The organism is Lactiplantibacillus daoliensis (assembly GCF_005405005.1).
GTDB classification, from domain to species: Bacteria; Bacillota; Bacilli; order Lactobacillales; family Lactobacillaceae; genus Lactiplantibacillus; species Lactiplantibacillus daoliensis.
The window spans coordinates 169,841-182,234 of the sequence record NZ_BJDH01000004.1 but is presented as its reverse complement, the minus strand read 5'-3'; the positions used below and the strand labels follow the sequence as shown (position 1 = coordinate 182,234).

At 44.7% G+C, this 12,394-nt stretch carries 13 protein-coding genes and 1 tRNA gene; 11 read left to right on the top strand and 3 right to left on the bottom strand.

Going from position 1 to position 12,394, the window contains the following annotated elements; all coding sequences use genetic code 11:
• The first annotated feature begins 112 nt into the window (after positions 1-112).
• Positions 113-1,408, top strand: a complete 1,296-nt coding sequence (gene obgE, locus FFM64_RS06715) for a GTPase ObgE (RefSeq protein WP_137607241.1) — start codon at positions 113-115, stop codon at positions 1,406-1,408.
• A 54-nt stretch (positions 1,409-1,462) separates the two neighbouring features.
• On the opposite strand, the gene FFM64_RS06710 is transcribed toward obgE, so the two are convergent.
• Complete coding sequence (locus FFM64_RS06710; RefSeq protein WP_137607240.1) at positions 1,463-1,744, bottom strand: hypothetical protein; 282 nt, start codon at positions 1,742-1,744, stop codon at positions 1,463-1,465.
• Between the two features lie 147 nt (positions 1,745-1,891).
• On the opposite strand from FFM64_RS06710, the gene rnz reads away from it, so the two are divergent.
• From rnz to FFM64_RS06670, 8 genes are all read left to right on the top strand, one after another.
• Positions 1,892-2,827 carry a ribonuclease Z gene (rnz, locus tag FFM64_RS06705; RefSeq protein WP_137607239.1) on the top strand — a complete coding sequence of 312 codons (936 nt, stop codon included), beginning with the start codon at positions 1,892-1,894 and terminating at the stop codon, positions 2,825-2,827.
• Positions 2,828-2,835: 8 nt separating this feature from the next.
• Positions 2,836-3,627, top strand: coding sequence for an SDR family NAD(P)-dependent oxidoreductase (locus tag FFM64_RS06700; protein ID WP_137607238.1), 792 nt, complete (start codon positions 2,836-2,838; stop codon positions 3,625-3,627).
• A 17-nt stretch (positions 3,628-3,644) separates the two neighbouring features.
• Positions 3,645-3,995, top strand: a complete 351-nt coding sequence (locus tag FFM64_RS06695) for a LapA family protein (protein WP_137607237.1) — start codon at positions 3,645-3,647, stop codon at positions 3,993-3,995.
• 27 nt (positions 3,996-4,022) lie between these two features.
• Positions 4,023-6,359, top strand: coding sequence for a single-stranded-DNA-specific exonuclease RecJ (gene recJ, locus FFM64_RS06690; protein WP_137607332.1), 2,337 nt, complete (start codon positions 4,023-4,025; stop codon positions 6,357-6,359).
• A gap of 18 nt (positions 6,360-6,377) precedes the next feature.
• The gene (locus FFM64_RS06685) at positions 6,378-6,896 is read left to right on the top strand and encodes an adenine phosphoribosyltransferase (protein WP_137607236.1); all 519 of its coding nucleotides are present in this window, start codon (positions 6,378-6,380) and stop codon (positions 6,894-6,896) included.
• A gap of 221 nt (positions 6,897-7,117) precedes the next feature.
• The gene (locus FFM64_RS06680) at positions 7,118-7,540 is read left to right on the top strand and encodes an Rrf2 family transcriptional regulator (protein ID WP_137607235.1); all 423 of its coding nucleotides are present in this window, start codon (positions 7,118-7,120) and stop codon (positions 7,538-7,540) included.
• A gap of 91 nt (positions 7,541-7,631) precedes the next feature.
• Positions 7,632-9,386, top strand: a complete 1,755-nt coding sequence (locus FFM64_RS06675) for a thiamine pyrophosphate-dependent enzyme (protein WP_137607234.1) — start codon at positions 7,632-7,634, stop codon at positions 9,384-9,386.
• Positions 9,387-9,494: 108 nt separating this feature from the next.
• A complete protein-coding gene (locus tag FFM64_RS06670; protein ID WP_137607233.1) occupies positions 9,495-9,956 on the top strand; it encodes a phage tail protein in 462 nt (153 codons plus the stop codon).
• A gap of 229 nt (positions 9,957-10,185) precedes the next feature.
• Here the strand turns inward: FFM64_RS06670 and FFM64_RS06665 are convergent.
• A tRNA-Ser gene (locus FFM64_RS06665) sits at positions 10,186-10,273 on the bottom strand.
• Between the two features lie 155 nt (positions 10,274-10,428).
• Positions 10,429-10,854, bottom strand: a complete 426-nt coding sequence (locus tag FFM64_RS06660) for a PTS sugar transporter subunit IIA (RefSeq protein ID WP_137607232.1) — start codon at positions 10,852-10,854, stop codon at positions 10,429-10,431.
• 203 nt (positions 10,855-11,057) lie between these two features.
• Here FFM64_RS06660 and FFM64_RS06655 point away from each other — a divergent pair, with 203 nt between their 5' ends.
• Together FFM64_RS06655 and FFM64_RS06650 are read left to right on the top strand one after the other, a co-directional pair.
• Positions 11,058-11,891, top strand: a complete 834-nt coding sequence (locus FFM64_RS06655; protein ID WP_137607231.1) for a hypothetical protein — start codon at positions 11,058-11,060, stop codon at positions 11,889-11,891.
• 117 nt (positions 11,892-12,008) lie between these two features.
• Positions 12,009-12,392: a hypothetical protein gene (locus FFM64_RS06650; RefSeq protein ID WP_137607230.1), complete on the top strand. Its 384-nt coding sequence runs from the start codon at positions 12,009-12,011 to the stop codon at positions 12,390-12,392.
• The last annotated feature ends 2 nt before the right edge of the window (positions 12,393-12,394 follow it).

The following is a 12,394-nucleotide window of genomic DNA, read 5'->3' as shown; positions in this document are numbered from 1 at the left end:
CTAACGCGGATACTTTGACGGCGGGCGCGAACATTTGTATACTAGGTCAGGTATCTAATTTCGCACGGAGTCATTTCGTAGATAAATAATATAGAAGAAACAGGAGAAAAACATGTTTGTAGATCAAGTCAAGGTAGATGTTAAAGCCGGTAACGGTGGTAACGGCATGGTCGCGTTTCGTCGGGAAAAATTTGTGCCAAATGGTGGCCCAGCCGGCGGTGATGGTGGACGTGGCGGTAGTGTGATCGTGCAAGCGGATGAAGGCTTGCGGACGCTGATGGATTTTCGCTATACGCGTAAATTTAAGGCCGATAATGGTGGTAATGGGATGATCAAGCAAATGACTGGTCGTTCTGCCAGTAATACCATCATCAAAGTGCCACTTGGGACAGTTGTGACGGACTTTAACACTGGTAAAATTATCGGTGATATTGTTGAGAAGGATCAAAAATTAGTTATCGCTAAGGGCGGTCGCGGTGGTCGCGGCAATATTCACTTCGCGAGTCCTAAAAATCCTGCTCCGGAAATCGCTGAAAACGGTGAACCTGGCGATGAACTGACGATTCGAATGGAATTGAAAGTTTTAGCAGATGTTGGGTTAGTTGGTTTCCCATCCGTTGGAAAATCGACATTGCTTTCGGTTGTGACGAGTGCCAAGCCTAAAATTGCGGCGTATCACTTTACGACCTTAGTCCCTAATTTAGGGATGGTGCGCTTGGATGATGGCCGTGATTTCGTCATGGCGGATTTACCTGGTTTAATCGAAGGGGCCGCTAACGGCGTTGGTTTAGGAATTCAGTTCTTACGGCATATTGAACGGACCCGCGTTATCTTACACTTAATTGATATGAGTGGGGTTGAAGAAAATGATCCGTTTGAAGATTATTTGAAAATCAATCATGAATTAACGAGCTATGATCCCGACTTATTGAAGCGTCCACAGATCGTGGTTGCTTCAAAGATGGACATGCCAGATTCAGCTGATAATTTAGCGAAGTTTGAGGCTAAGTTGAAGAACGATAAGACGCTCCCAACCGTGCCAGCGATTTATCCAATCTCATCAATTACGCAACAAGGCATCAAGGCCTTGCTCGCACAAACAGCTGATTTACTCGATACAACGCCACAATTCCCAGTCAAGGGTGTTGATGATGTTGAACATCGTGACTACACGGCTGAACCAACTCAGGACTTTACGGTCGATAATCCAGAACCAGGCCTGTTTGTCTTGTCTGGAGAAAAGTTGGAACGCTTATTTAAGATGACCAACTTGGAACATGAAGAAAGTGTCATGCGCTTTGCCCGTCAATTACGGGGCATGGGAATCGACGACGCCTTGCGCGCAGCCGGTGCCGAAAACGGTGACTCAATTCAAATTTTGGACTATCAATTCCAGTTTATGGATTAATTGGTCGACAAAAGGCCCAGCTCATGGTGAGCTGGGCCTTTTGTGCTGATGAGGTTAGCCAAACAGTAGCTGTTGATCGCTCAAGCGATAGCCGAATAAAGGAACTAGACCAGCGGTTGTTGAGACAAACAACCCGGTGGGACCACTAAGTTGCCGCGTGCGTGCCGAGAATTGGTCAAGTGTCATCGGTTTGCCGTTTTTTGTTTGCGTGAGCACAAGTTGTTGATTGGTTAAAGTCAGATTCTGAATGGGAAAACGGTCGTGTTCATGTTCCCAATAAAGGGGCAGTTGCCGGTCAAGGTCGGCAGTAGAAAGGTTAAAGTCAATCAGCCGCATTTTAGTGTTCTCCTTGATTTTCGTTATATTATCACTGCGTGCAATGATACAATAGTGTGAAGGCAAAAACAAAGACTAATCGTTGTTAATTAGTGGTATCTTCGGTAAAATAATTAGCAGACTGTACAGATAAGGACGAACATAAACATGCAATTAGAATTTTTAGGTACCGGTGCCGGTTCACCGGGAAAGTTTCGCAATGTCACCAGTACCGCCCTCCGGTTGCTGGACGAACGTAATGAAGTTTGGCTTTTCGATGTTGGTGAGGGAACGCAACATCAAATCTTGAGAACAACGCTGAAGCCACGTAAAATCACAAAAATTTTTATTACCCATTTACATGGTGATCATATTTTTGGCTTACCAGGTTTTTTGAGCTCCCGTTCCTTTCAAGGGGGGGATGAGCCGCTGACGGTTTATGGCCCAACTGGGGTCAAAGACTTCGTGAAAACGTCATTACGTGTTTCTGGAACCCGCTTGTCGTATCCCTTAAACTTTGTGGAACTTGGTCAAGATGGCGTGATTTTTGAAGATGCAACGTTTAAAGTTTCTTTCCAGCACCTTGAGCACCGCATTGAATGTGTCGGCTATCGGGTTGAGGAGGCTGCGCATCCGGGTGAACTGCAAGCCGAAAAATTGAAAGCTATGCAGATTCCTTCTGGCCCCATTTATGGCCAGTTGAAGGCTGGTCAAACAGTCACACTGCCAGATGGTCGAACGATTAATGGTCAAGATTTCATTGCGGCGCCACAACCAGGCCGAATCGTCACGATTCTTGGTGACACGCGTCAGACGCCAAATGCCGTTAGCTTAGCGAAGAATGCGAACGTACTCGTCCATGAAAGTACCTTTGGTAAAGATGAAGGTAAATTGGCACATAATTACTACCATTCCACGAGTACCCAGGCAGCGCAGGTTGCTAAAAAAGCTGGGGCACAGCAATTATTGCTGACGCATATTTCGGCCCGCTATACGGGCAAACTCGCCAAAGAATTGCAAAAGCAGGCACAACAAGTGTTCAAAAACACTAAGGTTGTTCGTGATTTTGACTTGATTGAGATTCCACTCGTGACGAAAGGTTAGGTAATCGAATGGTTGATTTGACAGGAAAGACCGTGTTAGTGACCGGCGCATCCAGTGGCTTGGGCGAACAGCTTGCCTTAGCCGTGGCAGCCAAGGGCGCGAACGTTGTTTTAACTGCTCGACGGCAAGAGCGGCTGACCAAGGTGGCTGATCAATGTCGCATTTTGTCAGCCGCTCAAGCCGTTGGCATTAAATGTGATCTGGGCCATGTCAGTGAAATTGAGCGATTGTTTGAACAAGTGGATCAGCTGTTTAGTGGCGTTGATATCGTGATCAATGCTGCTGGTTTTGGCACATTCACGCCGGCAATGAAAATGACCTATGCGACGACGGAGAAAATGTTGCGTGTCAACACATTAGCCGTCATGCTCGTGAGTCAACTGGCTGCCCAGCGTATGTCACGCGTGGGTCACGGTGAAATCGTCAATATTGCGTCAATTGCTGGCAAGGTGGCGACGCCTAAGTCTGCGGTGTATGCAGCGACCAAGGCAGCAGTGATTGCTTATGACAATGCCTTGCGACTGGAATTAAAGCCAGCTGGTGTCAATGTGATGACCGTTAATCCCGGTCCAATCAACACTGATTTCTTCAAGACGGCAGATCCAAGCGGTCAGTATTTGGCGACGGTGGCACGGTTGGCACTCAATCCAGTGCAACTCGCTGAAGTGATTGTCAGTAAACTTGGTCGGCATCAACGTGAGCTTAATCGGCCACGGATGATGGCGGCAGCTAATCTAGGTTATCAGCTTGCCCCCAAATTAGGGGACTGGTTAGCTGGAACTGTTTTTAACTTTAAATAAAAAAGGGGGCCGTTGAAATGAAAAATCAATGGCGGTTAGTTAGTGCGTTAGTAATTGTATTGGTGATTGTGGTATTTGCAATTTTAAATGTTGATCCAGTTGAAGTGAACTTTGGCTTTGCCAAGGTGCAGTGGCCATTAATTTTAGTAATCGTGATCACGTTGATCTTAGGTGTGGCGATTGCGGTCTTGATGGCAACTTTCAATTCGGTCAAAACGTCGAATGCGCATAAAGAAGCCATCGCTGCTGCTCAAGCTAAAATTGAAAAGCTGACGGCTGAGAACAAAAGCTTGACGTTACGTTTGAATAATAAAGGAAAGCAAACTCGTGGTAAAGCGATTGAACAACCGCAACCAACGTCGAAATAACTTGTGATTTGAGAAAGGATGGCTGCCATGTTAGCCGCCAAAAAGAAATGGCTTTATCGACCAACGACTGAAACTTTGACATCGGATGCTGAAACTTTAGCAGCGGACTTGTCGGTGCCAGTGTTGGTGGCAAAATTATTAATTGAACGTGGCATCACGACCACGGCTCAAGCCGAAGCATTTTTGCATGCCGATCAGCAACCGTTGAATGATCCTATGCAGATGCATGATATGGCAAAAGCCGTCGAACGTATCCAAGCAGCGATCATGGCCGGTGATCAAATTACCGTTTATGGTGATTATGATGCTGATGGGTTAACCAGTACGTCAATTATGTTTGAAACTTTGAGCCAGATTGGGGCTCAAGTGAATTATTATATTCCCGACCGTTTTAAAGATGGTTATGGTCCCAATCAAGCCGCGTTTGATAAGCTGATTGCGGCTGGTACCAAATTATTCGTCACGGTGGATAATGGTGTGGCTGGTAACGCGGTCATTGATGCGGTCCAAGCGCAAGGTATTGATGTCGTGGTCACCGATCATCATGAGATGCCGGCGGTTTTACCAAAGGCGTACGCCATCGTGCATCCCCGTCATCCAGACGGCCAGTATCCATTTGGTGATCTGTCAGGTGCTGGCGTGGCATTCAAGGTTGCGACCGCGTTGCTGGAAGAAGTGCCAGAAGACTTGCTGGACTTGGCTGCGATTGGGACTGTTGCTGATTTAGTTAGTTTAACGGCAGAAAATCGTACCATCGTCACCTTGGGACTAAAAGTATTGCGACAGACTGCTCGGCCAGGTTTAGCAGCTTTAATTAAAGCTGCTGGCCTAGAGCCGGAAAAATTGGACGAGACCAGCATTGGTTTTGGGATTGCGCCACGGTTGAATGCGCTCGGCCGGTTGCAATCCGCCCAAAGTGGTGTCGAACTGCTCACGACGTTTGATGATGAGCGGGCCAATGAATTAGCGACTCAAATTAATAAATTGAATGAAAAACGTCAAGGTTTGGTGCGCGATATTGCTACCGCCGCTCAAAAACAGGCTGAGAGTGCGGGAAATCAACAACGGCAAACGCTGGTGATTACTGGTCACGATTGGCATGAGGGTGTTTTGGGCATTGTTGCCAGTCGAATCGTTGAAAGCACCGGTAAACCGACCATTGTGATGAATGAAGCAGCAGATGGCCGCTTAAAGGGTAGTGGTCGTAGTATTGAGGCTTATAATTTATTTGCGGCAATTGATCCAGTCCGTGATGACCTAGTTGCTTTTGGTGGTCATCATATGGCGGTTGGCCTGACGTTAATGGCTGACCAGTTACCAATCTTAAAGGCTGCTCTAGAAACGGCGGCGACATCGCAAGATTTGGCGGCAAATGCCCAGCCAACCGTCATGATCGATGGTGACTTGGCGATTCAGGAGGCAAGTTTAGCAACCTTGGCTGCGATTCGACAATTGGCGCCATTCGGAACGGATAATCCAGCGCCGTTATTTGAACTTAAACCAACGAGTGTGCCACAAGTCCGTGCAATCGGGAGTGACCAGCAGCATCTGAAATTGCAGCTTAGCGATGGTCAGGCGAATCTCGATGCCATTGCATTTTCAATGGGCTCAGCTGCGGCGGCAATTCAGGCCAGTCCAGCTGATTTAGCGGTCGTGGGCGAGTTGAGTTCGAACACTTGGCAGGGGAATACTAAGCCACAGATTATGGTGACTGATTTGGCCATTACTGGTACGCAAGTCATTGACGCGCGGACGCAGCACCTGACTGCGCAACAATTTAAGTCAGCAGGCTCATACCTCTTCTTTCATCAGAAATTGATGAAACGATTGGCTGATTTTATGGGTCCGCAAGCACAAGCCATCTTGGTGACTGATCCAGCAGTGAGCCTGAGTGAAATTCCAGCAGATCAACCCGTTTTTATCGTGGATTGTCCAGATACGTTAGCTGACATGACACAAGTTTTGACGGCCTTGCCACTCAATCAATTGACCTTGTATTTATATCAACGCGAGTCAGTCTATCTGACGGGCATGCCAAGTCGTGAGCAATTTGCTAAATTGTATAAATTCACTTTGGCACAACATGATGTCGATATTCATCACCAACTTTCCTTGGTAGCCAATCACTTACACTTAGACCGGAATTTACTTATTTTCATGATACAGGTGTTTTTTGAGGTCGGATTTGTTAAAATAAATGATGGTGTCATGAATGGCGTTTCGAATCCGCCCAAAGCGGATCTCCATCACGCCCCAAGTTATCAGCTACGCGAGCAACAACTCGTCGCTGAAGAAACGCTTTTGTATAGTAAGTCTGCAGCGCTTCAAATCTGGGTCAAAGACCAAGCTGCAGTCAAGAATTAAAGGAGCTGTTAATAAGCAATGGCATTAGATTTAAAAAAATATATTGCTAGCATTCCGGATTATCCAGAACCTGGCATTATCTTTCGGGATATTTCACCATTAATGGCTGACGGCGAAGCCTACCGCGAAGCTACCGACCAAATCGTTAAATTTGCGCGTGATAAACAGGTGGACATGATCGTTGGCCCTGAAGCCCGTGGATTTATCGTAGGCTGTCCGGTTGCCTACGAATTAGGCGTTGGTTTTGCGCCAGCACGTAAGAAGGGCAAGTTGCCACGGGCGACCGTTAAAGCAACGTATGACTTGGAATACGGTCAATCAGCGCTCTATTTACACAAAGATGCCATCAAACCAGGACAAAAAGTCTTAGTCACTGATGATTTGTTAGCAACTGGCGGAACGATTTCAGCGACGATTCAACTCGTTGAAGAACTGGGTGGAATCGTTGTTGGGACCGCGTTCTTAGTGGAACTAAAAGATCTTCACGGCAGTGATAAGCTAAAAGGTTACGATAAATTGAGTTTAATGGAATTCTAACTAAAAAGTAGGCCAATTTCTGATGAGATTTGGCCTACTTTTTAGTTATCCTGAGTTAAGTAAACTAACTAACACTTTCCCAATACAATCACTGGGAGGCCAATACCGAATAGACTGATTTAGTAAGTAATCTATGGTGGTTTTGGAACAATTTTGTATCGTTCTGAGTATAGCTGTGATATTATTTAACACAGCAAAGACTTAGAAATGGGGGTGTTAAAATGGCGAACACGCAATTGAGTGATGCCACGCATATCATGGCATACGTGGCACTGCATCCGAATGATGATCTAAAAAGTGATCGCATTGCGGCTAGTTTGAACACTGATCCGACAATGGTGCGACGATTAATGAGTAAGCTTCGCAAAGCTGGACTCCTGGAATCAACGCGAGGGATTGCCAGACCGACGCTGGCCTGTGATCCAGCAGCAATTAATTTAAAAATGATTTATTTAGCAGTTAGTACGCGGCGAGAGCTGTTATCGGTAGACCGTGACACGTCTAAGCAATGTCCAGTGGGAAGCGTGGTTCCCAAGGTTATGGCTGGGTATTACCGTGAAATTCAAAGCAGTGCCGAGGGACGGATGGCTCGGATTACCTTGCAGGACGTCATGAATGATATTGAAAATTATCAGCAACTCTAATCACTGGGACCTAATTGTTGACAGGTAACGGTGATTGTTTTACCCTTTAGATGTGCTTAAAAAATACACAACAGTGTAGGAGGAATTAAATATGACAAAAATGACAGCTGGTCAAGCTTTGGCCAAAGTATTAGAAAGTTGGAAAATTGATCATTTGTACGGCATTACCGCCGATTCGATTAACAATACCGTGGATGGGTTGTATCAAGAACGTGAGAATATCAAGTATATTCAGGTTCGCCATGAAGAAGTTGGCGCGTTAGCTGCTGCGGCAGATGCTAAATTAACTGGTAAGATTGGGGTTAGCTTTGGTTCTGCTGGTCCTGGTGCCGTTCACTTGTTAAATGGGTTGTATGATGCCAAGATGGATCACGTTCCAGTTTTAGCGCTGGTTGGACAATCGGCAACTGAAATTATGAATACGAACTTTTTCCAAGAAATGAATCAAGATCCGATTGTTGCGGATGTCGCGGAATTTCATAAGCAGGTAACGAATGCTGCTCAAATTCCATATGTTGTTGATGAAGCAATTCGTTCTGCCTATGCCACTCATTCAGTTTCTGTCGTTATTTTGCCAGATGATTTATCTGGTCAAGAAATTGACTTTGATGGTTTCAAGACCAGTGCGTTGGCCTCAGTTCCACAGAAACCTGTCTTAGATGAGGCACAAGTTGAGGATGTTGCCCGTCAATTGAAGGCAGCCAAGCACCCAATCATGTGGGTTGGTCAAGGCGCCCGTCGAGCTAAGGATGCTGTGATCAAGGTTGCGGAACAATTTAATTTACCAACATTAAGTACGGCACCCGCAACTGGCACGATGCCTACTGACCATCCATTATTCATGGGCTCACGGGGTCGACTGGGAACTAAGGCAGCTTTCGAAGTTTCACAAGCCGCGGATTTGGTGCTTTTTGTAGGAACCAACTATCCATTTGCGCGTTATTTACCTGATAACATCAAATTTATTCAAGTTAATAACAATTTAGCTGATTTGGGTAAGCAGCGTGATGCTGATACAACTGTTTTAGCTGATGCCAATGAATTTTTGACACGTTTAGCTGAGACTGGGGTGACTCGTGAGGAGACCGGATTCGTCAAGGCTGCTAAACAAGATAAGGCTAATTGGAATACTTGGTTAGAGAAATTAGCCGCCGATGATCATGATGGTTTGGCCGCTGAAGGTGTGATGGCGGCAATTAAGGCTGCTGCGACTGATGACGCGGTCTTTGGCCTTGATGTTGGTAACAACACGGAATGGTCGATTCGTCAATTACCATTCAATCACTCACAACGGTTTGCCATGTCAGCTTGGTATGGCACGATGGGCTTTGGGATGCCGGCCGGGTTAGCGGCAAAATTGAGCTATCCTGACAAGCAAGTTTGGAGCATTTCCGGTGACGGTGGTTTTGCAATGGTCATGCCAGACATCTTGACAGAAGTGAAGTATCAATTGCCAGTTGTGAATGTGGTCTTGGAAAATAAAGCATTGGGCTATATTGGTCATGAAAAGATTGCTGCGGGTCAAGCACCATACGGGATTGATTTGGTAGGCGCTGATTGGGCCGGCATGGCTGAAAACATGGGTGGCATTGGTTTTAAAGTGACTAATTTAGCAGAATTAAAAGTTGCTATGGACAAGATTGCGGCACTACAAGCTAATGGTAATACCAAACCAATCGTGTTAGATGCTAAAATCAAGAACGTTGATCCAATCGACACGAGTTTTGTGCCAGTTGATCCAGACAGTTTTGATGCTGAAATGATTGCCGGCTACCGGAAGCAATATGCCGTCGATGAGGCAACTCAACCTGCCTTCTCAACGTTATTGAAACAATATAAAGATTAAGTTATCGTGAGGAGCCTGACGAGGGCTCTTTTTTGGTTGCAATAAGTGACTTAATTAACCAATTCGGAGTATAATTCTGATTATTAATAGTGAAGGATGATGTTAATTTTGGCCTATAAAGTAGATTTTAAGACAGTGTCAACAGTGGGACTTGAAAGTTCACCAGTCGCACCCGCATTGGCGGGTTTGCGCGCAAATGAAGCGCGTTACTTTTGGAATAAATTTAAACATGAATTTGTTACAGTTCCAGCCAGTGAAGCGCCAGAGATTTTGAAATGGATTGAAACGATTTTGGCCGAACGTGAGATGCATTTCGGATACAAACCTTTAGAGGTCACTGAATTCGTTGTCGAAGGGACCAAGTGGGCGTATGTCTTTTATGAAAATGGATTAGCTGTCAATGTCTTGTATAGTCTTGATGACGGTGGCAAACGGGCCGTTGGTTTTAAATTGAGTGATGGCATGGCAGTTCCAGCTGAATTTGAAGGTAAATTCAAATTTGCCCGTCAACGTTCTAAGCTCGCTGGGACGATTCGTGGTTCATTTTTCGTGATTAAAGGGACATACTAAGCTGGGAGTTTGCTAGCGGAATTTAATTTGATATGAAAAGCAGCGGCTTCGCTAAATATGGCGAAACCGCTGCTTTATTGATTGAAATTTGGTTACTTGTTGCGACTAATCTGCGCAAAAAGCGCGCAAACACTTTTCATATTTTAGTGCAAACTAAAAAATAGGAATGACGCTAAACGTTGATTTAACGGCATGCCTATTTTTAAACTTAACGTAGTGCAACCTAATAAGGAGAGTACAGGATTTGAACCTGCGCGCCGGTATTAGCCGGTTCGCCGGATTTCGAGTCCGGTGCATTACCACTCTGCCAACTCTCCAAATGGTACCTAAATAGTATAGCATAATTTCTAATGAGAACAAATATTTATTCAAAAAATTCCGAGTTTGAATGGGTATAAGTAACCAGTTTGTTTGATCGCACAGAAGCCTCAGATGGTTATTTATACTTTGCGATTTGAAAGGCCCAATCAGGTTAGCCAAAGATCGCACTAAATCGACGCTGTTTTTGAGCTTCTATTGTTGATGAAAGTCCGATTCGGCTGCAAATAATTAGTGATTTTGAGTCGGTTGCCGTTAATGTTCCTAACAAGGTTAACGGCGAAATTGAATCACCAATTCGGACTTGCCAGTCGAAAGTTCCGGCTGTTTCATTAGCCGATCTTTGTAGTGTTAACCAATAACAATCACCAGAGATAGCGGTCATCGCAATGTGATGGGACGTCAGATCGGTTACTTCGCCATTTAGTGGCGCAAAAATAGCATCATTACTTGGGTGTATCGCAAATTTGAGCTGACCTGGGATACTCATGCCATCAAAAATAGTCTCGACGTTGACTGATTCACCCTGAACCGGTGCAGACAATTGATTGATGACTGAAGAACGTTTGAATAAACTCATTTGAAAAACCTCCTCTAATTAACTTTCAACGCCACTATAACTTATGAAACGCGTCTCAGGTCAAGTCATAGGATGTGTTTTTATTTAGTTGATAGTAGTCGTGAAAGCGATAAATCGTGAACAGAGTTAAACACGGCCTATTTAATTAAATTAATTTGTATTGTAATATAAGTAAGAAGTAATTATTTTTGGAGGGGTTTCAATTGAAAAAGTTTCTCGTCGGGGTGTCATTTTTAATGATGGCAGTTGTGTTAGTAGGTTGTGGAAGTGAAAAGCAGTCTTCAAATACTGTTAGTAGCCATTCGAAAGTGAGTCAAGTCAGTCATAAGAAACATAAGCATCATAGTTCCAAGAAGACTGCGGTGAAAAGTGATACGAACTCAAATCATGATGTCACTGAGTCTGCTGCGAGTGGTAATCAGTTTGCAAAGCAACTGACTGATAATGATTGGTATGTGTTGGCTTATCTAAAGGAATGGCATTACTCAATTTCAGATGCAAATGAATCACCTGACTTTGAACTATCAGATGGTATGATCGACCAAGGAACCGTTGATTCTGAATGTGGTTTGATTTCAATCTCCGCAGCGACTGTAACGGTCGCACCGTCATCCGGGGAAGGCGCATGGAGCACTTTTCCTCATGTGACCTTGAGCAAGGCTGACTTGCTTAAGCAATTTATTAATAGTCAAGATGATGTTAGCTTAGTGGCCGCACTGTCAGCGAAGGCAGTATCTAAAGCAGATTCGTATTCGGATGACAGTGATGATGACACCAATGACGATGATGATGAAGATACAAATGATGACAATGACGACGAAGATACCAATGATGACGATACGGATAGTAACGATGACACAACGGATAATCAAGATACCGACAGTCAAGATGATGATTCAACAGATGATCAAGACGCAGATACTCAAGATGATGACGATGAGTCAACCGACGATGACAGTACCGCTGACAACGAAGCTTGGCAAGTTGTCACTCCAGCAATGCTTAATCAACAGACAGATTCAGTAATTAAACTTTAAATCAATGATCAGAAAGTGATCGGCGTTGGCCGGTCGCTTTTTTATTTTGGGCGAGTAACTTGCTGAATTTGTTAGATTTAAGTAAACTTAGACATGGAAGTTTAAGAGGTGATTCAGATGGATTTTATTGATCTGAAACCAATTGATTTGCAGCATACCCCGATGGGAAGCCGGATAAAAAATCCCAATCGACATGAGTGGCAACTTGATTGGGATAAAATGGCGCAACTAATCCGTGACAACCAGGATGTTATTGCGGTCGTGCAAGCTGGGTTAGCTGAAGATTGGCTTAATACGCATGGCACGATGTGGGATGATAAGTGGGGCTATTATCGCTATCCTAATGATTATCGTGAGTTCGATGATACAGTCTTTTGGGGAGCGTCAACTTGGGCGACCCCAGCGATTTTAGTGACCTTTCACAATGAGTTGGCGAAGTCATTTGCATGCTACAAAATTGGTACTGACCCTGATTTTCATTACTTAGGTCGGCGACATTGAAT